Source organism: Streptomyces venezuelae, assembly GCF_008642295.1.
In the GTDB taxonomy this organism is placed as follows: domain Bacteria; phylum Actinomycetota; class Actinomycetes; order Streptomycetales; family Streptomycetaceae; genus Streptomyces; species Streptomyces venezuelae_C.
In genome coordinates this window covers 4,946,143-4,971,149 of the sequence record NZ_CP029190.1, presented here as the reverse complement: position 1 = coordinate 4,971,149, position 25,007 = coordinate 4,946,143, and the positions used below count along the sequence as shown (strand labels likewise).

Here is a 25,007-nt window from a genome sequence, read left to right as displayed (position 1 = left end):
CCCCGCATTCCCGTGGGAGGATTCGAGCCGAGACGGTGAGATCGCACGAAGGAGTGCCTGTGCCCGGAGAGAATCTGTCCCGTGACGAGGCCCGTGGGCGGGCCGAGCTGCTGAGCGTCGACGGGTACGAGGTGGTCCTCGATCTGAGGTCCGCGGTCGACGAGGCCGAACCGGCCGAGGGCCCGCGCACCTTCCGGTCGGTGACCACCATCCGCTTCCGGGCCGCCGCACCGGGCACCGCCACCTTCGCGGACCTGATCGCCCCCTCGGTGAACAGCGTCACCCTCAACGGACGGGAGCTGGACACCGCCGCCGTGTTCGACGGGGCCCGGATCGCACTGGACGGCCTGGCCTCCGAGAACGTCCTGGTCGTGGACGCGAACTGCGCCTACAGCCGCACCGGCGAGGGGATGCACCGGTTCGTCGACCCCGAGGACGGCGAGATCTACCTCTACACCCAGTACGAGCCGGCCGACGCCCGCCGGGTCTACGCGAACTTCGAGCAGCCGGACCTGAAGGCGCCGTACCGCTTCGAGGTGACCGCGCCCGAGGGCTGGCAGGTGTGGAGCAACGGCGCCGAGGAGTCCCGGTCCGAGGACGGGCTGACCCGCCGCTTCGCCGAGACCGCGCCCATCTCCACGTACATCACCTGCGTGGTGGCGGGGCCGTACCACTACGTCACGGACACCTACACCCGCGGGGACCTGACGATCCCGCTGGGCGCCATGTGCCGCAAGGGCCTGGCCAAGCACTTCGACGCGGAGGACATCTTCCTCGTCACCAAGCAGGGCTTCGACTTCTTCCACGAGAACTTCGACTACCCGTACCCCTTCGGGAAGTACGACCAGGCCTTTGTGCCCGAGTACAACCTCGGCGCAATGGAGAACCCGGGCATGGTCACCTTCCGGGAGGAGTACATCTTCCGCGGGAAGGTGACGCGGGCGTCCTACGAGCGCCGGTGCAACACGATCCTGCACGAGATGGCCCACATGTGGTTCGGCGACCTGGTCACCATGAAGTGGTGGGACGACCTGTGGCTGAAGGAGTCCTTCGCGGACTTCATGGGCTCCTTCTCCCAGGTCGAGGCCACCCGCTTCGACCAGGCCTGGGTGACCTTCGCCAACAACCGCAAGGCCTGGGCCTACCGGGCCGACCAGCTGCCGTCCACCCACCCGGTCACGGCCGACATCCGCGACCTGGAGGACGCCAAGCTCAACTTCGACGGCATCACCTACGCCAAGGGCGCGTCCGTGCTCAAGCAGCTGGTGGCGTACGTCGGGCGGGAGGCGTTCCTGGAGGGCGCGCGGCGCTACTTCAAGGCGAACGCCTACGGGAACACCACGCTGGACGACCTGCTGGCGGTGCTCGGCGAGGTGTCCGGGCGGGACATGGCCGAGTGGTCGCGGGCCTGGCTCCAGACGGCCGGCGTGAACGCACTGACCCCGGCGGTCACCTACGACGCGGCGGGCCGGGTGGTCGAGCTGGCCGTCCTCCAGGAGGGCGGGGAGCTCCGCCCGCACCGGGTCGGGATCGGCCTGTACCGGCTGGAGGCGGACGGTTCGCTCGTCCGGTACGCCCGGGCGGAGGCGGACGTCGCCGGGCCGCGCACGGTGATCGGGGACCTGGCGGGGGCCGCGCGCCCGGACCTGGTCCTGGTCAACGACGAGGACCTGACCTACTGCAAGATCCGCTTCGACGAGGGCTCGCTGGCCACCCTGCGCCGGCACCTGGGCTCGGTGACGGATCCGCTGGCGCGGGCGCTGTGCTGGTCGGCGCTGTGGAACCTGACCCGGGATGGGCTGATGCCCGCGCGCGACTTCCTCTCCCTGGTCCTGGCCTTCGCCGGGCGGGAGTCGGACGTGGGCGTGCTCCAGATGCTGCACGCGCAGGCGCTGGGCGCGGTCACCCACTACGCGGCGCCGGCCTGGCGCGAGCAGGGCGGGCGGGAGCTGGCGGCGGGCGCGCTGCACGAGCTGCGGCTGGCCGAGCCGGGTTCCGAGCATCAGCTGACCTGGGCCCGGTTCTTCGCGGCGAGCGCCTCCTCGGAGGGCGATTTCCAGCTGCTGCTGGGCCTGTTGGAGGGCACCGCCCGGATCGACGGCCTGGAGATCGACCAGGAGCTGCGCTGGGACCTGCTGCTGCCGCTGGCCGCGCACGGCGCGGTGGACGAGGGCGTGCTGGCCGCGGAACTCGCCCGCGACGACACGGCATCGGGCAAGCGGCACCATGTGCGGTGCATGGCGGCGCGGCCGTCGGCGGCGGTGAAGGACCAGGCGTGGGCCGCGGTGGTCGAGTCGGACACGCTGTCGAACGCGCTGGTCGAGGCGACCATCGCGGGCATGCAGCAGTCTTCGCAGCGGGCGCTGCTGGCGCCGTACGTGGAGCCGTACTTCGCCGTGCTGGAGCGGGTGTGGGCCGAACGCTCCATCCAGATCGGCATGGATGTGGTCCGCGGCCTCTTCCCGTCCCTGCAGGACGACGAGGGGACGCTGGCGGCGGCCGATGCCTGGCTGTCGGCGCATCCGGCGGCGGCGCCGGCCCTGCGGCGGCTGGTGCTGGAGGCCCGCGACGACCTGGCCCGGGCGCTGCGCGCCCAGGCCTGTGACGCGGCTGCCGCGGCCTGACCGGCCACCGGCCACCGGCCCCGCAGTTCTGCCCCCGCGCCCGTATCCCGGCTCCTGGCCGGGGTGCGGGCGCGGTCCGTTGTCAGAGGCTGCGCGGGGGCTGCGTGGGGCTGCGCCTACTCGGCAGTCGAACGTCCGTACTTTAGCTCCGGCTTGTCCCGTTTTGACGACAGGCGTGTAACACGGGTTAGCGGACCCGCACCGGCCGGGAATCCCAGCCGCATGAACCACAACACCCCCCTCCCCCTCCGCCACCTCGCCGGCACCGGTGGCCGTCCCCGCGTCCTGACCCTCGCGCAGCTGCGCGAGCACGGCGTCACCGCCGCCGACGCCGCGGAGCGCCCCTGGCAGCAGATCCTGCCCGGGGTGTTCCTCCTGCACGCGGGTCCGGCCACCAGCGAGGAGCGGCTGCACGCGGTCCTGCTGTACGCCGGGCGGCGGGGCGGGGAGGCGATGATCACCGGGCTCGCCGCCCTGGCGCTGTACCGGTTCAGCTCCGCTCCCCCGCTGCTGGCCCTCCAGCACATCGACGTCCTGGTGCCGAGCACCCGGCGGCTCCGGTCGGCGGGCTGTGCCCGGCTGGTGCGGGCGCAGACCCCGCCGCGGCCGAACGAGGTGACCGGTCTGCCGGTCGCCCCGGTGGCCCGGGCGGTGGCCGACGCCGTCGCCCAGCTGTCGGATGCCGGTACGGTCCGCCGGCTGCTCAGCGAGGCCGTCCGCGGCGGGCACTGCGAGCCGGCCGCGCTGGTCCGCGAGCTGACGGTGGCCCGGCTGCTGAACCGCGCGCATGTGGTGGACGCCGTGGAGTCGCTGCTCGCCGAGGGCCGGGGCATCGCCGAGGACCGGCTGTACGACATGGTGCGCAGGTACCGGCTCCCGGAGCCGGTCTGGAACGTGGACTTGCGGGTGCCGGGCGGCCCGCACCTGGGCGGTGTGGACGCGTACTGGCCCGATTTCGCGGTCGCCGTCGAGCTGGACACCCGGGCCCCCCGGCAGGGCGAGGACGAGCAGTGGTCGGAGTACGCCCGCAAGCGGGAGGCCCTGGAGCGGCTCGGGGTGACGGTCATCCACATCACCCCGCGCAAGCTGCGCGACCATGCCGAGCAGCAGGCCGCGGTCGTCCGGACGGCACTGACGGCGTCCGGCGACCGCGACCCGGCGGGCTATCTCGTCGTACTCCCCCGGTGAACCGGCGGATTCGCCGGGGAGTATTCGGGGGCGCTCCAGCGCAACCGCCCGGCCCTGAGGCTCTCGACCACCGACTCGACCGTGAAGACCACGGTCCGCTGCCCGTCCGTCCCGAACTCGGTCCGGGCCCGGCCGCTGAGCTGGAGCACCGCCCCGGTCTCCCAGTCCGGGAAGAGCAGTCCGGCCCGTGGATCGGCGGCCAGGTTGCCCAGGGTGAGGAACATCCCGTTCCCCGGGTAGTCCGGCCAGGCCAGTTCGTGTGCGGACCGCACCTGAACGAACCCCGGGTTCCCGCCCCGGTGGCCGGCGTCGACCCCGTCCTCGGCGGTGGTCGCGATGAAGAAGGTGTCCGCGGCCCGGATGGCCCGTATCTGGCCGGGGGCGAGCGCACCCCCGTGGCGCACGCCCCCGCGTCCTTCCTCGACCGCATCCAGCGGCTGCCGTTTCTGCAGGTACTTGGGGCAGTTGGCGAATACCTGTTCTGCGCGGACGGCGAAACCGCCGGGAGCAGGCGCCGCAAGCGTGCCGTTGAGCCGCATCCGGCGCCGGGTCCGCGGGTCGAGGACGATGGTGCCCACGGGCAGCCCGGGAACCGTGAGCGCACCGGCCAGCGGGTCGCCGTCCGGGACGCGGCCCGCGACCCCCATCCGGCGGGGGCCGACGGCCCGGAGGAACCCGGGTGCTCCGTCCACCACTGAGGCCCAGACCAGGCCCTCCGGGTCGGCCGCGCCGATCACCAGGAAGGGCTGCCGGGTCAGGAAGGCAGCCGCGACCTCCCGGATGTCCGTGCCGATGGAGCGGCCGACGTGATCGGCGAGCTCCCGGACGCCGACCCGGTCCTGCACCGCGCGGGTGCCGGGGTGGTAGGCCGCGATCGTCCCGTTCACTAGAAGAACCCGCAGGTGGGAGCCGCGGCGACGGGTGCCGGGGCGCCTTCGGCTCCGGTCGGGACGGAGATTTCCAGCCGGATGCCGTCGGGGTCGTGGAAGAAGATGCCGCCGGAGGCGGCTCCCTCGCCGTGGGCGACGATCCCGTCGTACGCAAAGTCGACGCCGAGGGCGCGCAGCCTGACCTCGTATGCGCGGACCTCCTCGAGGTCCGCTGCCGTCAGCGCCAGGTGGTGCAGCCCCGCGGCGGCGGGGGCGAAGGCGCCGTCCGCCTGTTCCCACAGGGTGAGGGAGAGCTCGCCGCCGTGGCCGAGGAGTGCGAACCGGCGGCCCTCCTCCTTGCCCTCGGCCAGCAGGTCGTAGCCGAGGGTGTCCCGGTAGAAGCCGGTCGACCGGGCGAGATCGGTGACGTTCAGGCCGACATGGCCGGTGCGGAGCGTGGTCATGGTGTGCGCCTCTCCCTTGACTGGCTAACCTTCTAAATCAACGTTAAAGGTTAGAGAGATCACCGTCAACCGGTCACGTAGTCTTGAGGGGTTAGCACGCAACGGAGGCAGCACGATGACGGCGACCGACCCCCGCCCGCTGACCGGAGAGCCGGTGGCGCTGGACCTGCTGAACACCCGCTGGATGGCGGACGGCGAGGCGCAGGACCTCTTCGCGGGCGCGGCCGGACTGAGCCGGGTGGCGGGGCTGGCCGTCTGGCTGCGGGCCAACGGGCTGGCGGACCGGTTCCGCGCCGACGCGGCCACGCTCGTCCACCTGCTGACCGCCCGCGAGGCGATCGCCCGCGCCGTCGCCGATCCGGCCGATCCCGGGGCCCGCGCCCTGGTCGACGGCGTCCTGGAGCACGGCCGGATCCGGCTCACCCTGACCGGGGAAGGCCAGGGCGAGCGGGCCGAGTTCGGCGATCCGTCCTGGGGGCCGGCCTGGACCGCGGCCCGGGACTATCTCGGCCTGCTGGCCGCCGCCCCGGACCGGATCCGCCGGTGCGCCGGGGAGGGCTGCGTCCTGCACTTCCACGACGTCTCGCGCAACGGCACCCGGCGCTGGTGCTCGATGGCCGCCTGCGGCAACCGGGCCAAGGCCTCGCGGCACTACGCGCGCACGCGCGAGCGCTGATCGCACGGAAACTGTCACACCCCGGTCGGCGATCGCCCCGCCCCGGACATCAAAGAGTCGATAAATCGGCTCGTCGGCACCCAAGTCTCGTACGGGTATGACCCGGTACGGCCGCCCTGGCACATCCCGCGCACTGGCGAGAGTCCGCCATGTCCCCACTCGTTATCCGGCAACTCTCCCCACGCAGCTGTCAATTGCGCAAAGCTGACCGGTCATCCGGCACCGAAATCCGGACCGTATCTTTCACATACCAGGGATGCTGATGACCCTCGAATCCCCCGGCTCCATACCCGGCGCCAGACGCACCGCCCGCGTCGCCGCCGCGGCCGGTCTGGTGGCCGCCCTCGTGGCCGCCGGCGCCGTGCCCGCCTTCGCTGCGGGCAGTGCCGATGACCCGTGGACGACCGCTCCGGTCAAGTCCGCCGAGCAGAAGCTCGGTTCGGCCGATGCCGAACTCCTCCAGGAAGCCCAGGACAAGGGCGAGAAGACCGTCACCGTGATGGTCGCCACCGCCCCCGGCGAGACCAAGCAGGTCGCCCAGCAGCTCGACGCCGTCCAGGGCGGCTCGGTGGGCCAGACGTACGACAAGATCGGCTACGTCCGCGCCACCCTGCCGACGGACAAGGCGGAGGCCGCGCTCAAGGCCGCCGCCAAGCTGTCCTCCGTCCACGCGATCGACCTGCGGCACGAGATCCAGCTCCCGGACCCGCGCCCCGAGGCCGACCGCGCGGCGGGCACCGCCAAGCGCACCGCCGAGGCCTACCCGGCGCCCGGCAAGGACACCCCGGCGAAGAACCCGTACAACCCGTCCCACGAGACGGGTGCCGTGGAGTTCGTGAAGAAGAACCCGCAGGCCGACGGCCGCGGCGTGACCATCGGCATCCTGGACTCGGGCGTCGACCTCGGCCACCCGGCCCTCCAGCAGACCACCACCGGCGAGCGCAAGATCGTCGACTGGGTGACGGCCACCGACCCGATCACCGACTCGGACGGCACCTGGCGCGCCCAGATCACCCCGGTCACCGCCGCGGGCGGCACCTTCACCGCGGGCGGCCAGAGCTGGAAGGCTCCCGAGGGCAGCTTCCAGTGGAGCCGGTTCAGCGAGTCGATCACCGCCACCGGTGACATGAAGGGCGATGTCAACCGGGACGGGGACACCACCGACCGGTTCGGCATGCTCTACGACGCCGCCGCCGGCACCGTCCGCGTCGACACCGACCAGGACGGCGACTTCACCAACAACGAGCCGATGAAGCCGTACAAGGACGGCTACCAGATCGGCTACTTCGGCACCGAGAACCCGGCGACCGAGGTCGCGGACCGGATCCCCTTCGTGATCCAGATCCGCAAGGACGTCCCGATGGACCCGCTGGGCGGGGACTGGGTCGGCAAGAAGGCCGACTTCGTCAACATCGGCATCATCGAGTCCGAGCACGGCACCCACGTGGCCGGCATCACCGCCGCCAACAGCCTGTTCGGCGGCAAGATGAACGGCGCCGCCCCCGGCGCCAAGCTGGTCTCCTCGCGCGCCTGCTCCTGGTCCGGCGGCTGCACCAACGTGGCGCTGACCGAGGGCATGATCGACCTGGTGGCCAACCGCGGCGTGGACATCGTCAACATGTCCATCGGCGGTCTGCCGGCCCTCAACGACGGCAACAACGCGCGGGCCGAGCTCTACGGCCGGCTGATCGACACCTACGGCGTCCAGCTGGTCATCTCGGCCGGCAACTCGGGCCCGGGCCTGAACACCATCGGCGACCCCTCGCTGGCCGACAAGGTCATCAGCGTGGGTGCCGCGGTCTCCAAGGAGACCTGGGCCGCCAACTACGGCTCCGCGGTGGCGAAGAAGTACAACATGTTCAACTTCTCCTCGCGCGGTCCGCGTGAGGACGGCGGGTTCACCCCGACCATCAGCGCCCCCGGTGCCTCGATCAACACGATCCAGACCTGGGTGCCCGGCCAGCCGGTCGCCGAGGCCGGGTACGCGCTGCCGGCCGGCTACGGCATGCTCCAGGGCACCTCGATGGCCTCGCCGCAGGCGGCGGGCGCCAGCGCCCTGCTGATCTCGGCCGCCAAGCAGCAGAAGGTCGCGCTCACGCCGGCCGCCCTGCGCACGGCGCTCACCAGCTCCGCCAAGAAGATCGACGGCGTCCCGGCGCACGCCCAGGGCTCCGGTCTGATCGACATCCCGGCGGCCTGGGAGTCCGTGCAGCGCGGTGCCAAGGCCAACGAGTTCACCGTCAAGGCCCCGGTCGACACCGCGATCGACCAGTTCCTGAAGACCCCGGGCTTCGGCGCCGGCCTGTACGACCGCGAGGGCGGCCTCAAGGTCAACCAGAAGAAGGTCTACGACGTCGTCGTCACCCGCACCACCGGCGTGAAGTACGGCACCCGGCACAACCTGAGCTGGCGCCACAACGACGGCACCTTCAAGGTCATCGGCGGCTACGACTACGTCACCCTGCCGCTGAACAAGCCCGTCACCATCAAGGTCGAGGCCAAGGCCGGCTCGGCCGGCGTGCACAGCAGCATCCTGCAGCTGGACGACGAGACCACCGAGGGCATCGACAAGCAGATCCTGGCCACCGTCGTGGCCTCGGCTCCGCTGGCCAAGCCCGGGTACGGCTTCTCGCACGGCTCCTCGGTGCAGCGCAACAGCCACATCTCGTACTTCGTCACGGTCCCGCAGGGCGCCAAGTCCCTCGAGATCGCGATGAGCGGCCTGGCCGCGGACAGCCAGACCCGGTTCATCGCGATCCACCCCTACGGTGTGCCGGTGGACCCGACCTCCACGGTCAACTGCTACCCGAACTACAACAACCCGGCCAACACCTGCCGTCCCGACCTGCGGTCGTACACCGACCCGCAGCCGGGCGTCTGGGAGATCGAGGTCGAGGCCCGGCGTACCTCGCCGCTGCTCGACAACCCGTTCAAGCTGGACGTGGCCGTCCTCGGCACTGCCTTCGACCCCGCGGTCAAGGTGCTGCCCGAGGTGAAGCAGGGCACCCCGGCGCCGGTCCAGTGGACCGTCAAGAACGACTTCGCCGGCATCACCGGCGGCAAGCTCAAGGGCGGCGCGCTGGGCTCCGCGAAGGTGGCCAAGCCGACCATCTCCGAGCACGAGACCCAGACCAGCACCGTCACCATCGGTGAGGGCGTCTCCCGGCTGGACATCGCCATCGGCAACGTCTCCGACGCCGCCGCCGACCTGGACCTCGACGTCTACAAGGACGGCGTGAAGGTCGGCTCCTCCGCGGACGGCGACTCCGAGGAGTCGGTCAGCCTGGCCAACCCGGCCGCCGGCACCTACACCATCGAGGTCATCGGCTACGCGATCCCGGCCGGCACCACCACGTACGACTACCGCGACGTGTTCTTCTCGGCCGCCCTGGGCTCCGTCCAGGTCGACGAGGCCGCCACGGTGAACCTCGGCAACGGCGCCACCGCGCCGGTCTCGGCCAATGTCCTGGTGAACAGCGCGGCCCCCGAGGGCCGTCAGTTCTTCGGCCAGGTCCAGCTGCTCAACGCCCGCGGCACCGCCGCCGGCACCGGCAGCGTCCAGATCGAGAAGGTCACCCCGTAACGGTCCGAGCACCCTGGGGAAACAGCAGGGGCCGGTGCTCTCCCGAGCACCGGCCCCTGCTGCATGCCCACAGATCGTCCGTACTGCGGACAACCGATTGGACAAGCCCGCCGGGGTCGCACGCATGATGGAGCAGGCTTGCCCCAGCTGTACGTACCAGAAGGAGTCACCGTGAGGGTCGGAATCGTCGGAGCCACCGGACAGGTCGGCGGCGTCATGCGCCGCATCCTCGCCGAGCGCAAGTTCCCGGTGGACGAGCTGCGGCTGTTCGCCTCGGCCCGGTCGGCCGGCTCGACGATCGAGTGGGAAGGCCGCGAGATCACCATCGAGGACGCGTCCACGGCGGACTACGCGGGCCTCGACATCGTGCTCTTCTCCGCCGGCGGCGCCACCTCCCGGGCCCTCGCCGAGAAGGTCGCCTCCCAGGGCGCCGTGGTGATCGACAACTCCTCCGCCTGGCGCAAGGACCCCGAGGTCCCGCTGGTGGTCTCCGAGGTCAACCCGCACGCGATCAAGAACCGCCCCAAGGGCATCATCGCCAACCCGAACTGCACCACCATGGCCGCGATGCCGGTGCTGCGCCCCCTCCACGAGGAGGCCGGCCTGACCGCGCTGGTCGCCACCACCTACCAGGCCGTGTCCGGCTCCGGCCTGGCCGGTGTCGCCGAGCTCAAGGCCCAGGCCTGCGCGGTCTCCGAGGCGGCCGACCAGCTGACCTTCGACGGCGAGGCGGTCGACTTCCCGGAGCCCGGCGTCTACAAGCGCCCGATCGCCTTCAACGTGGTCCCCCTCGCGGGCAACCTGGTCGACGACGGCTCCTTCGAGACCGACGAGGAGCAGAAGCTCCGCAACGAGTCCCGCAAGATCCTGGAGATCCCGGGGCTGAAGGTCTCCGGCACCTGCGTGCGCGTCCCGGTCTTCTCGGGCCACTCCCTCCAGGTCAACGCCCGCTTCGACCGCCCGATCAGCGTGGAGCGCGCCTACGAGCTGCTCAAGGACGCACCCGGCGTCCTCCTCTCGGAGATCCCGACCCCGCTCCAGGCGGCCGGCAAGGACGCCTCGTACGTCGGCCGCATCCGGGCGGACGAGACGGTCGAGCACGGCCTCGCGCTGTTCCTGTCGAACGACAACCTCCGCAAGGGTGCCGCGCTGAACGCGGTCCAGATCGCCGAGCTGGTCGCCGAGGAGCTCAGCCAGGGCTGACCCGCCCCGGGTCCCGGAAGGGGCGGTACCCCGAGCAGGGGTGCCGCCCCTTCGTGCGTCCCGGCGGGCAAAGCCGGGGAAACCGGGCGCCGCGTTCGCCCGTGGGTTACTCCGGCGCGGTGGAGCGCCCCGCGTGGAAGGATGTCGGGGCAACGTCACCATCAAAGGAGATGAACGCGTGCCTGGCACGAACCTGACCCGTGAAGAGGCTCAGCAGCGGGCGAAGCTGCTCACCGTCGACTCGTACGAGATCGAGCTCGATCTCAGCGGTGCGCAGGAGGGCGGCACCTACCCCTCCGTGACCACCGTCCGCTTCGAGTCCGCGGAGGCGAATGCCGAGACCTTCATCGACCTGGTCGCGCCGACCGTGCACGAGGTCGTCCTGAACGGCACGTCGCTCGACGTGGCGGCGGTGTTCCGGGACTCCCGGATCGCGCTGGCGGGCCTTGCGGCCGGCCCGAACGAGCTCAAGGTGGTCGCCGACTGCGCGTACACCAACACCGGCGAGGGCCTGCACCGGTTCGTCGACCCGGTCGACCAGCAGGCCTACCTGTACACCCAGTTCGAGGTGCCGGACGCCCGCCGGGTGTTCGCCTCCTTCGAGCAGCCGGATCTGAAGGCGACCTTCCAGTTCACCGTAAAGGCCCCCGAGGGCTGGACGGTCATCTCCAACTCGCCGACGCCGAAGCCGGCCGACAACCTGTGGGTGTTCGAGCCGACCCCGCGCATCTCGACGTACATCACCGCGCTGATCGTCGGCCCGTACCACGCCGTACACAGCTCCTACGAGGGCCCGGACGGCCAGACCGTTCCGCTCGGCATCTACTGCCGGCCCTCGCTGGCCGAGTTCCTCGACGCGGACGCGATCTTCGAGGTCACCCGGCAGGGCTTCGACTGGTTCCAGGAGAAGTTCGCCTACGACTACCCGTTCGCCAAGTACGACCAGCTCTTCGTCCCGGAGTTCAACGCCGGCGCGATGGAGAACGCGGGCGCGGTGACCATCCGCGACCAGTACGTGTTCCGGTCGAAGGTGACGGACGCGGCGTACGAGGTGCGGGCCGAGACCATCCTCCACGAGCTGGCCCACATGTGGTTCGGCGACCTGGTCACCATGGAGTGGTGGAACGACCTCTGGCTGAACGAGTCCTTCGCGACCTACACCTCGATCGCCTGCCAGGCCTACCACCCGGACTCGAAGTGGCCGCACTCGTGGACCACCTTCGCCAACTCCATGAAGACCTGGGCGTACCGGCAGGACCAGCTGCCGTCCACCCACCCGATCATGGCGGAGATCCGCGACCTGGACGACGTCCTGGTCAACTTCGACGGCATCACCTACGCCAAGGGCGCCTCGGTGCTGAAGCAGCTCGTCGCCTACGTCGGCATGGACGAGTTCTTCACCGGTGTGCAGGCCTATTTCAAGGCGCACGCCTTCGGGAACACGCGGCTGTCGGACCTGCTGGGCGCGCTGGAGGAGACCTCCGGCCGTGACCTGGCCGCCTGGTCGAAGGCGTGGCTGGAGACCGCGGGCATCAACGTCCTGCGCCCGGAGATCGAGACGGACGCGCACGGGGTGATCACCTCCTTCAAGGTCCGCCAGGAGGCCCCGGCCCTGCCGGCCGGCGCGAAGGGCGAGCCGGTGCTGCGCCCGCACCGGATCGCGATCGGCGCTTACGCGCTGGACGACGCCAGCGGGAAGCTGCTGCGCGAGCGGCGGGTGGAGCTGGACATCGCCGCCGCCGAGCTGACCGAGGTGCCGGAGCTGGTGGGCCACCGCCGTCCGGACGTGGTGCTGCTCAACGACGACGACCTGTCGTACGCGAAGGTCCGGCTGGACGCGGAATCGCTGGCGGCGGTGACCGCGCACCTGGGCGACTTCGAGGCTTCGCTGCCGCGGGCGCTGTGCTGGGCCTCGGCCTGGGACATGACCCGGGACGGCGAGCTCGCCACCCGCGACTACCTGGGGCTGGTGCTGTCGGGCATCGCCAAGGAGACGGACATCGGCGTGGTGCAGTCCCTGCACCGTCAGGTCAAGCTGGCCCTCGACCTGTACGCGGACCCGGCGTGGCGGGACACCGGCCTGGCCACCTGGACCGAGGCGACCCTGTCGCACCTGCGGGCGGCCGAGCCGGGCAGCGACCATCAGCTGGCGTGGGCGCGGGCGTTCGCGGCCACCGCGCGCACGGAGGCCCAGCTGGACCTGCTCGCCGCCCTGCTGGCCGGCACCGAGACGGTCGACGGCCTGGTGGTCGACACCGAGCTGCGCTGGGCCTTCCTGGAGCGACTGGCCGCGACCGGGCGCGCCGACGAGCCGGAGATCGCGGCGGAGCTGGAGCGGGACGCGACGGCGGCGGGCGAGCGGCACGCGGCCACCGCGCGGGCGGCGCGTCCGACGGCCGGGGCGAAGGCCGCGGCCTGGGCCTCGGTGGTGGAGTCCGCGGATCTGCCGAACGCGGTCCAGGAGGCGGTGATCGGCGGCTTCGTCCAGACCGACCAGCGGGAGCTGCTGGCGCCGTACGCGGAGAAGTACTTCGCGGCGGTCAAGGGGATCTGGGACACCCGCAGCCACGAGATCGCACAGCAGATCGCGGTGGGTCTCTACCCGTCGCTGCTGGTGTCGCAGGCCACGCTGGACGCGACGGACGCGTGGCTGTCCTCGGCGGAGCCGAACGCTGCGCTGCGGCGGCTGGTGTCGGAGTCGCGGGCGGGTGTGGAGCGCGCGCTGAAGGCGCAGGCCGCGGACGCCGCTGCGGCGTCCTGACCCCCCGGTGCCCCGGCCCCGCCGAGGCGGGGCCGGGGCACCGTGCTGTCCGCTGCGCGGGGCCTTTCCCCACCCCGCCCCTTCCCGAAACCGGGGCTCCGCCCCGGACCCCGTAGGGTGCACGGGCTCCGCCCGGCACCCGTTCCCGGGGCCTGCGGCCCCGGACCCCCGGGCGCGAAGCGCCCCGGGGCGGTGCCCGGCGGAGCCGGGGCACCCCGGCGGGGTCCGGGGCCGCAGGCCCCGGTTTCGGGAAGGGGCGGGGTGGGGGACAGGCCCCGCGCAGCGGTCAGGCGCGGGGGAGGGCCGCTTCGCGGAGGGCCGTGAGGACGCTGGCCACCGCCGGGGCCGTGTCCGCGCCGCGGCGGGTCGCCGCGATCACGTGCCGGATCGGCCGGTCGTGTGGCAGGGAGCGGACCGTGACGCCGGTCGCGCGGGGCGCGGCCATGCGGGGGATCAGGGCCACGCCCATCCCGGCCTCGACCAGGGCGAGGATCGCGGTCCAGCCGGCCGCCGAATGCGCCTGTTCCGGCACAAAGCCCGCCGCCTCGCACGCCGTGCGGGTGATCTCCGACCAGGGGCCGGAGCCCCCGTAGATCCACGGCTCCGAGGAGAGATCGGCCAGCCGGAGCGACGGCGCCGCGGCCAGGGGGTGGTCCGTGGGCAGGGCCACGTCCAGCGGATCCGCCAGCAGCGGGATGCGGGTGAAGCGGGGGTCCCGGGCGGTGGGGGCGTGGGCGGCGAGGGAGAGCGCGAGGTCCACGGCCCCGGCGGACAGCAGTTCGTATGATTCCGCCGCCTCCGTCTCCCGTACCCGGACCTCGACACCGGGGTGGGTCAGCCGGAGGGCCGCCACCGCCGGGACGACCAGGGCGGGGACGGCGGTGGAGAAGGCGCCGAGCCGGACCTCGCCGGTCTCTCCGGCCAGATAGCCGGCCAGCTCGGCATCGGCCCGCTCCAGTTGGGCGAACACGGCCTCGGCGTGCCGCAGGACCAGATGGGCGGCGTCGGTGAGGTGGACCCGGCGGCCCTGGGCTTCGAGCAGCGGGACGCCGAGCTGTCTGGCCAGGTTGCTGAGCTGCTGTGAAACGGCCGAGGGGGTCATCAGCAGCGCCTCGGCCGTCGCGGTCACCGTGCCCCGCTCGCTGAGCGTGCGCAGGATGCGGAGCTTCTTGATGTCCCACTCGGTGGTCCCGGTCATGGGCCGAACCTACCGGCGGGCGCCGAGGGCGACACCGCCGAGGATCAGCCCCATGCAGAGCAGTTGGACCGGTCCGGTCCGCTCGCCCAGCAGCAGGAGGCCGAGGACGGCCACGCAGACCGGCTGGAGGTAGTAGACGACCCCCGCGCGGGCCGCGCCGATCAGCGAAATCGCCTTGTTCCAGGCGAAGAAGGCCACGGCGGAGGAGAAGACGCCGACGTACAGCAGCGGGCCGACGGTGCCCACGGAGACCGGGAAGCCGCCCTGGACGGACAGCGAGACGGCATAGGCGGGGGCGAGCATCAGCGCGCCGAGGACAAAGGTGGTGAGGAGGAAGGTGAGGCCGGAGATCTCGGTGGGCCTGCGCTTGAGGAGGGCGCTGTAGGAGGCGAAGGACAGGGCGGCGCCGAACATCCACAGGTCGCCGGCGGCGAAGTCCACGGTGAGCGAGCCCTTGCCGACGAGCAGCAGCACACCGGATGCGGCCAGCAGCAGCCCGAAGGTGCGGACTGCGCCGAGCCGCTGGCCGCCGAGGCGGGCGAAGACCGCCATGATGACCGGCGAGGCCGCCATGATCATGCCCATGTTGGAGGCGGAGGTGGTCAGTCCGGCCTGGTGGACCAGGGTGTTGTAGAGGGCGATGCCGAAGAACGAAGCGAGGGTGACAAAGCCCAGGTGGCGGCGGATCAGGTGGCGCTGCCGCCAGGTCTCGCGGGCGGCGAGCGGGGCGACGGCGGCGATCGCGATGATCCAGCGCCAGAAGACGGCCTGTACGGGCGGGATGGTGTCGGCCATGCCCCGGGTCGCGACGAAGCTGCCGGACCAGACGACCGTGGCCACCAGGGCGAGCAGGACGCCGAGGCCGGCCGGCCCCTTCGTCCTCTTCTTCACCTGTGCGGTGCTGACACGGTCCAGGACGGCCACGGCGGTCTCCCCCTCGGGTGGGTGTGGTGGGTGTGGTGGTGTGGTTGATGTCGCCGGACTACCGTCGCACTGTCTCATTACTCAGGTCCATCGAAATGTTTCGATCGTTCTGTTCAGTTTTACTGAACGATTTCCGCGCCGGCAGCTGGCCCGCCACGGTCGCGGAGAACGCGATCGCCATACCGATGATCTGGACCGGCGACAGCGCCTGGCCGAGTGCGGCCCAGCCGATCACGGCGGCGGTGAGCGGGGAGAGCGGGCCCAGCAGGGTCACCGAGGTGGCGGTGAGCTGCCCGATGCCGCGGAACCAGAGCCAGTACGCGGCGCCGGTGTTGAGCAGCATCATGTAGCCGTAGCCGAGCCAGGCCTGGCCGTCGAGGGCCGGCGGGGCGCCTTCCAGCAGGGCGGCGACCGGCAGGATCAGCAGGCCGCCGGCGGTGAGCTGCCAGCCGGTCAGGGCCAGCGGCCCGACGCCTTCCGGGCGTCCCCAGCGCTTGGTCATCACGGTGCCGGCCGCCATCGAGGCGGAGGAGGCGAGTCCGGCCAGTACGCCGACCAGGTCGAGCGCGGCCCCCGCCTTCAGCACCACCATGCTGACGCCGAACGCCGCGGCGATGGCGGCGAGCAGTGACCGGGTGCTCGCCTTTTCGCCGAGCAGCAGCGCGGCCAGGCCGATGACCGCCAGCGGGCCCAACGCGCCGAGTACGGCGGCGACTCCGCCGGGCAGCCGGTAGGCCGAGAGGAACAGCAGGGGGAAGAAGGCGCCGATGTTCAGCGCGCCCAGCACGGCGGACTTCCACCACCAGGCGCCCTTGGGCAGGGTGCGGGCGGCGGCGATCAGCAGCAGTCCCGCGGGCAGGGCCCGCATCACCCCGGTGAACAGCGGCCGGCCGGGCGGCAGCAGCTCGGTGGTGACGAAGTAGGTCGAGCCCCAGGAGACGGGCGCGAGGGCGGTCAGGGCGACGGTGGCGGTGCGCTTCACGACGGACTCCTCCGGCACAGGACGAAGTAGCTTGCTTGGAAGTAGCTTAGCGCTAAGCTACTTTTCGTCAAGCAAGTTTTCTTGCGATACTGCGGTCATGAGCGAACTGACGAACAGGGACGCGGTGGATGCGATCACCGCCCAGTGGAACGCGGTGCGCCCGGAACTGGACGTCTCCCCGATGGGGATCTTCGGCCGGATCTACCGGATCACCCGGGCCATGGGCGAGGAAATGGACCGGACCTACGCGCGGTACGGGATCTCGCGCGGCGAGTTCGACGTCGTCGCCACGCTGCGCCGGTCAGGCGAGCCGTACACGCTGTCGCCACGGCAGCTCTCGGCGACACTGATGCTCACCACGGGCGGGATGACCGGGCGGCTGGACAAGCTGGAGAAGGCCGGGCTGCTGTGCCGCAAGCCCGATCCGCACGACCGGCGGGGGCTTCAGGTGACCATCACCGAAAAGGGCCTGGCGCTCATCGACGAGGCGGTCGTGGCCGGCCTGGAGGTCCAGCACAGGGCGCTCGCCGGGCTGACCGAGGAGGAGGCCGGGCAGCTCACCGGACTGCTGCGGAAGCTGCTCGCCGGGGTGTGAGCGGCGGCGGCATGCCAACGGGCCGGCCCGCGTGGAAACTCCACGGGGACCGGCCCACGCGCGGAACACCGCGCGGGAAAGTCGGAGAGACCTGCTGCGACTACTGGGACTGCTGCGACTGCTGCTTGCGCGACTTGTCGCCGACCATCACGAGACCCGCGATGACCAGGAACAGCACGATCGGCAGCACCACGAACAGGCCGATGGTCTCGGCGATGCTGATGCCGGGGCCCGGGTCGTCACCGTCGTCACGCGTCAGCGCGAGCGCGGGAGACGTCATCAGCAGCATCATCAGCGTCGTACCGGCCGTCACAGCGCCGGCGCGCAGGGCGTTCTTCTTGTCCACGGTGCAAACGTAGCGAACACCTAAACGAGTCGCGCGCCCGGGGGTGCCGTACGGGGTTCCGCCCGCTCCCGCACCGCCCTGAGCAGGGCCTGCGCCCGGGGCGAGGCGGCCAGCCCCTCCAGGGACACCGGCCGGCCCGAGCCGTCCGCGACCGGCAGCCGCCAATTGGGGTACTGGTCCCAGGTGCCCGGCAGGTTCTGGGGCCGCCGGTCCCCCACCGCATCCGGCAGCCACACCCCCACCAGCCGGGCCGGGGTGGCCAGCAGGAAGGCGTACAGGGCCTGCACCGCCTCCTCCTCGTTCTTCACGCTCAGCCCCAGGCCGTCCAGGACCCCGAGCCATTCGGCGGTGTCGGCGGCGTCCGCCGCCCGCTCCTCGGCCGCGGGGCGGGTCAGCAGGCCCAGCCGGTCCCTCAGCTCCACGTGCTCCCCCGCCAGTTTCGCGGCGGACGGCGGCAGATCGTGGGTGGTGGCGGTGGCCAGGCAGTCGGTCCGCCAGCCGGCCGGGGGCAGCGGCCGGCCGTCGCCCGGCCAGTCGCGCTCGAACCAGAGCACGGAGGTGCCGAACACCCCGCGCCGGGAGAGGGCCTCCCGGACCCGCGGTTCGACCGTTCCCAGGTCCTCGCCGATCACCAGCGCCCCCGCCCGGTGCGCCTCCAGCACCAGGATCGCGAGCATCGCCTCACCGTCGTAGCCCACATAGGTGCCCTCGGCGGGCGGGGTCCCCTCCGGGATCCACCAGAGCCGGAACAGGCCCATCACATGGTCGATGCGGAGCGCGCCCGCGTACCGGAACACCGCCCGCAGCAGCTGCCGGTAGGGCGCGTAGGCGGCCTGGGCGAGCCGGTCCGGCCGCCAGGGGGGCAGGCCCCAGTCCTGGCCGCGCGGGTTGAAGGCGTCCGGCGGGGCCCCGACCGTGGTCCCGGGGGCGTGCAGACCCGGTGCGGCCCACACGTCCGCGCCCTCCGGGTGCACCCCGACCGCCAGATCGTGGATCAGACCGACCGTCATACCCGCCTCCCGGGCGGCCTGCTGGGCTGCAACCAGCTGGGTGTCGGTCAGCCAGGCCAGCCAGCGGTGGAATTCCGCGCCGCCGGGGCCCGCGTCCCCTTCCACCACGGCCTCCGCGGCTGCGGCTGCCGGCCATGCCGACCGGTCGGGGCCATGGCGCTCGGCCAGCGCGGCCCAGCGGGCGTGCCGGTCCAGGGCCGGGCCCCCGGCGGCGCGGAACCGCGCGTACTCGGCCTCGCGCCGCGCATCGCGCGGGACCGCGTACAGGCGCTCCAGCGCGGCCCGCTTCAGTGCCCAGACGGCATCGCGGTCGATCGGCGCGCCCTTCTCCAGCACCTGCCGGCCCAGCTCCGCCCCCTGCTCGGCCAGCCGGGACAGCTCCTCCCGGTCGGGACAGTCGGCGTACTCGGGGACGTCCTCGATCCGCAGGTGGACCGGGTCCGGGAAGCGCCGCGAGGAGGGCCGGTAGGGGGACGGGTCGGTCGGGGTGCCCGGCACGGCCGCGTGCAGCGGGTTGACCTGGAGGAAGCCCGCCCCGTGGGTCCGCCCGGCCCACCGGGCCAGCTCGGCCAGGTCCCCGAGGTCGCCCATGCCCCAGGAGCGCCGGGACAGCAGGGAGTACAGCTGGACGAGCAGCCCGTACGAGCGGCCGGGCGCGGCCGGGGCCCGGTCCGGGGCCACGATCAGGGTGGCGGTGCCGGTGCGGCCGTCGGGGGCCTCGGCGGTGAGCCGGTGCACCCCGTACGGCAGGTCCGGCCCCCATTCCCGCTCGGCCCCGGCCTCCTCCGGGCGGACCAGGACCCGGGTGCCCGGCGGAAGGTCCGCGAGGGCGGCCGGCAGCGGCTCGCCGGCCCAGTGGACCAGGGTGGCGGGCAACAGCCGGGCGGCGGCCTCCCCTTCGGCCCGGGCCAGCGCGCTCCGCACGTCCTCCGGGGTGCCGGCGGCCACCCCGAGGAGACCGAGCACCTCCCGGACGGTCCGCTCCGGCACCCGGACGGTGACGTCCTCGGCCGGCTGGTAGGAGGTTGCGACGCCGTGCAGGGCGGCGAGCCGGGCCAGGTCGTCCATGGGGGGTCCTTTGATCAGACGCCCGCAGCGGTGGCGGGCGTGGTCGGCTCGCTCGTCAGGGGAGCCTCGTCGGTGAGGGGCGGTTCGCTGGTCAGCGGTGCGTGGGCGGTGTCGGCGAGCGGGGGCTCGCTGGTGAGGGGGCCGGCACCGGGCCGGGACAGGGGCAGGGGCAGGTGGCCGAGGAGCGGGGCGGCGGGGCGTTTGGAGCGGACCCGGGACGGGGTGTGCGGGTGGGGGCGGGCGGGCATGGGGCTCTCCTCCGTAGCGGCTGCGGGTGGCGGCTGCGTGACAACGAGCGCGGGGCCTCCGGGTAAGGGGCTGCGCGCGGCGGACTTCGGAACACCGCAGCCCTACCCATCCCGCTGCCCCGCATTCCTGGAGCATTTCGGTCAGAACGCCCGCGTGCATTGACACTTGAGCCGCACGGGTGGTGGGCTCGGGCTCATTCGTGCGAGCGGGGGGGCCACTCGGAACGAGGAGACAGCGTGCAGCTCAGCGGCAGGAAGCGGGCCACGGCCGTGGCGGTCGCCGTCGTCGGCGGTCTGCTCGGCGGTGCCGCCGTCGGTCCCCCGACGGCCCTCGCCGACCCCTCTCCGGCCGCTCCGGCGGCCCCGGGGACCGATCCCGCCACCGGCACCACGCCTGCTCAGGGCACACCCCAGGGCGCGTCTCCGGCGGCGGGACTCGCCACCGGCCCGGCCGCCGATCCCATCGCCGCGCCCCAGGGTCCGCCCGTCTGGCCGCGCCCGCAGTCCCTGACGGCCGACCGGTCCCGCGAAGTCCCGCTCGGCAGCGAGGCCGTCCTGGTGGTGCCGCTCACCGGGGCCGATCCGCACGCCGTGGAGGTGATCCGCACCGCGCTGCGCGCCGCCGGGGTGACCACCCTGCGCGAGCAGCACCCGTACGTCCCGCTGCCCGCCCGGGGCACGGTCTTCCGGATCCAGGGCGCGGACGCCGAGGCGGCGCTGCAGGCGCTCGGCGCCGGGACCTCGGAGGACCTGCCGGCCGGCGGCTACCGGCTGGCGGTGGGCCGGGACGGCGGCCGGGACACCGTCGCACTGGCCGGGTTCGGCGAGGACGGGCTGTTCCACGGCGCCCAGACCCTGCGTCAGCTGCTGGCGGGCGCCCGCGGCAAGGTTCCCGGCGCGGTGGTCCGGGACTGGCCGGCCGCCCCGGTGCGCGGTATCACCGAGGGGTTCTACGGGGAGCCGTGGACCCTCGAACAGCGGCTGGCCCAGCTGGACTTCATGGGCCGCACCAAGCAGAACCGCTTTCTGCTCGCGCCCGGTGACGACGTGTTCCGGCAGGCCCGCTGGCGCGAGGACTACCCGGAGGCGCAGCGCGAGGAGTTCCGCCGGCTCGCCGAGCGGGCCGCGGCCAACCGGGTGACCCTCGGCTGGGCGGTGGCCCCGGGGCAGTCGATGTGCCTGTCCTCGGCCGCGGACCGCAAGGCGCTGCAGCGCAAGCTGGAGGCGATGTGGGAGCTGGGCTTCCGGTCGTTCCAGCTGCAGTTCCAGGACGTCAGCTACACGGAGTGGGGCTGTTCGGCGGACCGGCAGCGGTACGGCAAGGGTCCGGCGGCGGCGGCGCGGGCGCATGCCGAGGTCGCCGGTGAGCTCGCGGCCGGGCTGGCCCGTGAGCATCCGGGCGCGGCCCCGCTGTCGCTGATGCCCACCGAGTACTACCAGGAGGGCGCCACCGCCTACCGGACGGCGCTGGCGACCGCGCTGGACGGCCGGGTGGAGGTGGCCTGGACCGGTGTCGGGGTGCTGCCGCGCACCATCACCGGCCGGGAACTGGCCGCGGCCCGTACGGCCTTCGGGCATCCGCTGGTCACCATGGACAACTATCCGGTCAACGACTGGGAGCCGGGCCGGATCTACCTCGGCGCGTACACCGGCCGCGAAGCGGCGGTGGCCAACGGCTCGGCCGGTCTGCTGGCCCATGCGGCGCAGCAGGGCACGCTGTCCCGGATCCCGCTGTTCACCGCCGCCGACTTCGCCTGGAACCCGCGCGGCTACCGGCCCGGGGCCTCCTGGGAGGCGGCGGTGGCCGAGCTGGCCGGCGGCGACGCCCGGGTCCGGGAAGCGCTGGCGGCGCTCGCCGGGAACACCGCGTCCTCGGCGCTGGGCCAGCCCGAATCGGCGTACCTGCAACCGCTGATGGACGAGTTCTGGCGGGCCCGGGGCACCGGTGACCGGGCGGCGCTGGACCGGGCCGCGGACCGGCTGCGGGCGGCGTTCACGGTGATGCGGGAGGCCCGCGGGCGGCTCGGCGAGGAGCTGGGCCGGGAGGCGGGGCCCTGGCTGGACCGGCTGGCGCAGTACGGCACCGCCGGCGAACTGGCGGTGGACACCCTGCGGGCCCAGGCCCGCGGGGAGGGCGCCGCGGCCTGGCGGGCCTATCTGGCGCTGGGGCAGGCGCGGACGGCGACGGCCGGGCCGGGCGCGACGGTCGGCCAGGGGGTCCTGGACCCGTTCCTGACGAAGGTGACGGCCGAGGCGGACGCCTGGACCGGTGCGGCCCTGCCGGCCGCGGGACCGGTGAGCCGGGAGTCCGGTTCCTGGACGCTCCGGCTGGACCGGGCGCGCCCGGTGTCCGCGGTCACGGTGATGACGGATCCGCTGACCCCCGCGGTCCGCGGCGCCTCGGTGGAGGCGCACATCCCCGGGGAGGGCTGGCGCAAGCTCGGCGAGGCGGCCGGCTCGGGCTGGACCCAGGCGGAGGCGACCGGGCTGACCGCGGATGCGGTGCGGCTGGTGTGGGCCGGCGAGGCGCCGGCGGTGCGCGCGCTGGTGCCGTGGTTCGCGGACGGGCCCCAGGCCAGGTTCGAGCTGGGCGACGGCGGCCGGGCGGACGCCGAGATCGGCGGCCGTCCGCAGCGGGTGGCGGCGGAGCTCTCGCCGCTGCGGCCGGGCGAGGTCCGCGGCTCGCTGTCGGCGAAGCCCCCGCAGGGCATCAAGGTGGAGGTCCCGGCCCAGACGACGGTGCCGCGCGGGACCGCGGTGGCGGTCCCGGTCGAGGTCACCGTGCCGGAGGGCACCCCGGCCGGGGTGTACGAGGTCCCGGTCAGCTTCGGCGGGGAATCCCGGACCCTGACGGTCCGGGCCTTCCCGCGGACCGGCGGCCCGGACCTGGCGAAGACGGCCACCGCCTCGTCCTCGGGGGACGAGACCCCGGACTTCCCGGCCTCGGCAGCGGTCGACGGCCGGGCCGACACCCGCTGGTCCTCACCGGCGGAGGACGGGGCCTGGTGGCAGGCGGAGCTGGCGGCGCCGGTGCGGCTGGGGCAGCTGGTGCTGCACTGGCAGGACGCGTACCCGACGGAGTACCGGGTGGAGACCTCGGCGGACGGCACCACCTGGCGGACGGCCGCGACGGTGGCGGACGCGCGCGGTGGCCGCGCATCGGTGCGCATGGACGCGCCGGACACCCGGTTCGTACGTCTGGTGTGCGATGTCCGGGCGACCGAGTACGGCTGCAGCCTCTGGTCCGCGGAGGCCTACGCGGTCATCCCCTGACCGCTCCCCGGCCGCTCCCCCGCTGTCTTACGGGCACAGCGCCCGCCGCCCGGCAGGACTGCCGGGCGGCGGCGGGAGGCCGATCCGGTCAGGAGGCAGCGGCGGCGGCTCCGATGCGGTCCAGGGCGTCGTCCGCTCCGAACGGCTGGAGGTACGGCATCCAGCGCGGATCGCGGTGGCCCGTACCGATGATGCGCCAGGCCAGTCCCGACGGCGGAGCCGGCTGGTGGCGGAGCCGCCAGCCGAGGTCGACCAGGTGGCGGTCCGCCTTGACGTGGTTGCAGCGGCGGCACGCGGCGACGACGTTGTCCCATACGTGCTGGCCGCCCCGGCTGCGCGGGATCACGTGGTCGACGCTGGTGGCGACGCCGCCGCAGTACATGCAGCGACCGCCGTCCCGGGCGAACAGGGCGCGCCGGGTGAGTGGAACGGGCCCCCGGTAGGGGACCCGCACGAAGCGCTTGAGCCTGACCACGCTGGGAGCGGGGACGGCCCTTGTCGCGCTGTGCAGGAAGGCGCCGGATTCCTCCAGGGAGATGGCCTTGTTCTCCAGGACGAGGACGAGCGCGCGGCGGAGCGGTACGACGCCGAGGGGCTCGTACGACGCATTGAGGACCAGGACGTGTGGCACGCGGATGCCTCCTTGTACGCCGGCGGCGCGTGGCTCGCGCCGGGACGATCTGCTCTCAGTCTCTCCTCACGGCTGGCCGAAGCGCCACCACGCGCCCGTAACGGGTCGGAGGTGTTTTCAACCACACGTCTTCTCTTCCCGGGTGAGTCTGGTCTCTCCCTCGAACAACGCGCCGGAGTGGATCTCCTGCCCCGTTAGTGTGGAAGGCCTGCCCGCACACACCCCTTTTCCGCGGGCAGGCCGCTACACCTGGAGGTTCCCGCCGTGCTCTGGCCCGCCACCTTGCTTCCCCAGGCATCCGAGGTCCCGGATACGCCGCGCAGCGTCCAAGAGGCGCAGGAGAGCGTCACCAACGCCGCGAGCTTCATCGAGGAGAACTGGGCCACCTGGCTGAGCGTCGGCCTGAGGATCCTGCTGATCATCGTGATCGCGGCAGTGATCCGTTCGGTGGTCCGCAAGGCGCTGACCAAGCTGATAAACCGGATGAACACCAGCGCGGAGGCCGTGGAGGGCACCGCGCTGGGCGGGCTGCTGGTGAACGCCGAGCGGCGACGGCAGCGCTCGGAGGCGATCGGCTCGGTGCTCCGCTCGGTGGCCTCCTTCCTGATCCTGGGCACGGCCGCGCTGATGGTGCTGGCCGCCCTGAAGATCGACCTGGCGCCGCTGCTGGCGAGTGCCGGTGTGGCCGGTGTGGCGATCGGCTTCGGTGCCCGGAACCTGGTGACGGACTTCCTGTCCGGCGTGTTCATGATCATGGAGGACCAGTACGGGGTGGGCGACAAGATCGACGCCGGGGTGGCCTCCGGTGAGGTCGTCGAGGTCGGCCTGCGGGTGACCAAGCTCCGCGGGGACAACGGCGAGATCTGGTACGTCCGCAACGGCGAGATCAAGCGGATCGGGAACCTCAGCCAGGGCTGGGCCACCGCGATGGTGGACGTCCAGGTGAAGCCGACCGAGGACCTGAAGCAGGTCAAGGGGCTCATCCAGGGTGTCGCGGACGCGATGGCCAAGGAGGACCCCTGGGACGAGCACCTGTGGGGCCCGGTGGAGGTACTGGGCCTGGGCGAGGTGCTGCTGGCCTCGATGACCGTGAACGTCTCCGCGAAGACCATGCCGGGCAAGCAGTTCGCCGTGCAGCGCGAGCTGCGCTGGCGGATCAAGGAGGCCTTCGACGCGGCCGGCATCCAGATCGTGGGCGGTCTGCCCGCGGTGGACGAGGCGGCGGCTCCCGCCCCGGACCCGGCGGCGGCCGTGGCCCCGCCCTCGGCGCTGGCCAACCCGACCTCCCCGCAGTCCCTCGCGGCGACCCCGATCCCGGCCCCCGCCGGGGAGCGCGTACGCATGACCAAGTAGCCCGGAGCGCC

18 protein-coding genes are annotated in these 25,007 nt (G+C 72.9%); 9 read left to right on the top strand and 9 right to left on the bottom strand.

Translation table 11 applies throughout. The features are described 5' to 3' along the window. The first annotated feature begins 59 nt into the window (after positions 1 to 59). Together pepN (DEJ50_RS22310) and DEJ50_RS22305 are read left to right on the top strand one after the other, a co-directional pair. Positions 60 to 2,624, top strand: a complete 2,565-nt coding sequence (gene pepN / locus DEJ50_RS22310) for an aminopeptidase N (protein WP_150209726.1) — start codon at positions 60 to 62, stop codon at positions 2,622 to 2,624. A gap of 222 nt (positions 2,625 to 2,846) precedes the next feature. Further along, on the top strand, positions 2,847 to 3,812 hold the full coding sequence (locus tag DEJ50_RS22305) for a hypothetical protein (protein ID WP_150209725.1): 966 nt from the start codon (positions 2,847 to 2,849) through the stop codon (positions 3,810 to 3,812). On the opposite strand, the gene DEJ50_RS22300 is transcribed toward DEJ50_RS22305, so the two are convergent. Continuing rightward, a complete protein-coding gene (locus tag DEJ50_RS22300; protein WP_150212289.1) occupies positions 3,788 to 4,687 on the bottom strand; it encodes a pyridoxamine 5'-phosphate oxidase family protein in 900 nt (299 codons plus the stop codon). The two genes, DEJ50_RS22305 and DEJ50_RS22300, sit on opposite strands and share 25 nt — an antisense overlap. An 11-nt stretch (positions 4,688 to 4,698) precedes the next feature. Next, entirely contained in the window at positions 4,699 to 5,145 is a 447-nt protein-coding gene (locus DEJ50_RS22295; RefSeq protein WP_150209724.1) for a VOC family protein, read from the bottom strand. 115 nt (positions 5,146 to 5,260) lie between these two features. Here DEJ50_RS22295 and DEJ50_RS22290 point away from each other — a divergent pair, with 115 nt between their 5' ends. From DEJ50_RS22290 to pepN (DEJ50_RS22275), 4 genes are all read left to right on the top strand, one after another. Beyond that, complete coding sequence (locus DEJ50_RS22290) at positions 5,261 to 5,821, top strand: CGNR zinc finger domain-containing protein (protein WP_150209723.1); 561 nt, start codon at positions 5,261 to 5,263, stop codon at positions 5,819 to 5,821. Between the two features lie 262 nt (positions 5,822 to 6,083). Further along, on the top strand, positions 6,084 to 9,404 hold the full coding sequence (locus DEJ50_RS22285) for a S8 family serine peptidase (RefSeq protein WP_150209721.1): 3,321 nt from the start codon (positions 6,084 to 6,086) through the stop codon (positions 9,402 to 9,404). 171 nt (positions 9,405 to 9,575) lie between these two features. Continuing rightward, positions 9,576 to 10,607, top strand: coding sequence for an aspartate-semialdehyde dehydrogenase (locus DEJ50_RS22280; protein ID WP_150209720.1), 1,032 nt, complete (start codon positions 9,576 to 9,578; stop codon positions 10,605 to 10,607). A gap of 178 nt (positions 10,608 to 10,785) precedes the next feature. Continuing rightward, the gene (pepN, locus tag DEJ50_RS22275) at positions 10,786 to 13,368 is read left to right on the top strand and encodes an aminopeptidase N (RefSeq protein ID WP_150209718.1); all 2,583 of its coding nucleotides are present in this window, start codon (positions 10,786 to 10,788) and stop codon (positions 13,366 to 13,368) included. A gap of 286 nt (positions 13,369 to 13,654) precedes the next feature. On the opposite strand, the gene DEJ50_RS22270 is transcribed toward pepN (DEJ50_RS22275), so the two are convergent. From DEJ50_RS22270 to DEJ50_RS22260, 3 genes are read right to left on the bottom strand one after another with little or no spacing between them, the layout of a single operon-like run. Next, positions 13,655 to 14,566 (bottom strand): LysR family transcriptional regulator, encoded by a 912-nt coding sequence (locus DEJ50_RS22270; RefSeq protein WP_150209717.1) that lies wholly within the window; start codon positions 14,564 to 14,566, stop codon positions 13,655 to 13,657. Positions 14,567 to 14,575: 9 nt separating this feature from the next. Continuing rightward, positions 14,576 to 15,490, bottom strand: coding sequence for a DMT family transporter (locus DEJ50_RS22265; protein ID WP_223837871.1), 915 nt, complete (start codon positions 15,488 to 15,490; stop codon positions 14,576 to 14,578). 58 nt (positions 15,491 to 15,548) lie between these two features. Beyond that, on the bottom strand, positions 15,549 to 16,472 hold the full coding sequence (locus DEJ50_RS22260; protein WP_150209715.1) for an EamA family transporter: 924 nt from the start codon (positions 16,470 to 16,472) through the stop codon (positions 15,549 to 15,551). A 97-nt stretch (positions 16,473 to 16,569) separates the two neighbouring features. Between DEJ50_RS22260 and DEJ50_RS22255 the strand changes: the two genes are divergently transcribed. Beyond that, positions 16,570 to 17,067, top strand: a complete 498-nt coding sequence (locus tag DEJ50_RS22255) for a MarR family winged helix-turn-helix transcriptional regulator (protein ID WP_150209714.1) — start codon at positions 16,570 to 16,572, stop codon at positions 17,065 to 17,067. 100 nt (positions 17,068 to 17,167) lie between these two features. Here DEJ50_RS22255 and DEJ50_RS22250 read toward each other — a convergent pair whose 3' ends face one another. Genes DEJ50_RS22250 through DEJ50_RS22240 form a run of 3 tightly spaced genes read right to left on the bottom strand, consistent with a single transcriptional unit; the run spans position 17,168 to position 19,739 of the window. Further along, positions 17,168 to 17,413 (bottom strand): hypothetical protein, encoded by a 246-nt coding sequence (locus DEJ50_RS22250; protein WP_150209712.1) that lies wholly within the window; start codon positions 17,411 to 17,413, stop codon positions 17,168 to 17,170. A 20-nt stretch (positions 17,414 to 17,433) separates the two neighbouring features. Next, positions 17,434 to 19,491, bottom strand: coding sequence for a 4-alpha-glucanotransferase (gene malQ, locus DEJ50_RS22245; RefSeq protein WP_150209711.1), 2,058 nt, complete (start codon positions 19,489 to 19,491; stop codon positions 17,434 to 17,436). A gap of 14 nt (positions 19,492 to 19,505) precedes the next feature. Next, on the bottom strand, positions 19,506 to 19,739 hold the full coding sequence (locus tag DEJ50_RS22240) for a hypothetical protein (RefSeq protein ID WP_150209710.1): 234 nt from the start codon (positions 19,737 to 19,739) through the stop codon (positions 19,506 to 19,508). Positions 19,740 to 19,976: 237 nt separating this feature from the next. Between DEJ50_RS22240 and DEJ50_RS22235 the strand changes: the two genes are divergently transcribed. Beyond that, a complete protein-coding gene (locus DEJ50_RS22235) occupies positions 19,977 to 23,012 on the top strand; it encodes a beta-N-acetylglucosaminidase domain-containing protein (RefSeq protein WP_150209709.1) in 3,036 nt (1,011 codons plus the stop codon). Positions 23,013 to 23,100: 88 nt separating this feature from the next. Here the strand turns inward: DEJ50_RS22235 and DEJ50_RS22230 are convergent, their stop codons facing one another. Continuing rightward, the gene (locus DEJ50_RS22230; protein WP_150209707.1) at positions 23,101 to 23,643 is read right to left on the bottom strand and encodes an HNH endonuclease; all 543 of its coding nucleotides are present in this window, start codon (positions 23,641 to 23,643) and stop codon (positions 23,101 to 23,103) included. A 264-nt stretch (positions 23,644 to 23,907) separates the two neighbouring features. Between DEJ50_RS22230 and DEJ50_RS22225 the strand changes: the two genes are divergently transcribed. Next, positions 23,908 to 24,996 carry a mechanosensitive ion channel family protein gene (locus tag DEJ50_RS22225; protein ID WP_150209706.1) on the top strand — a complete coding sequence of 363 codons (1,089 nt, stop codon included), beginning with the start codon at positions 23,908 to 23,910 and terminating at the stop codon, positions 24,994 to 24,996. Positions 24,997 to 25,007: the final 11 nt, after the last annotated feature.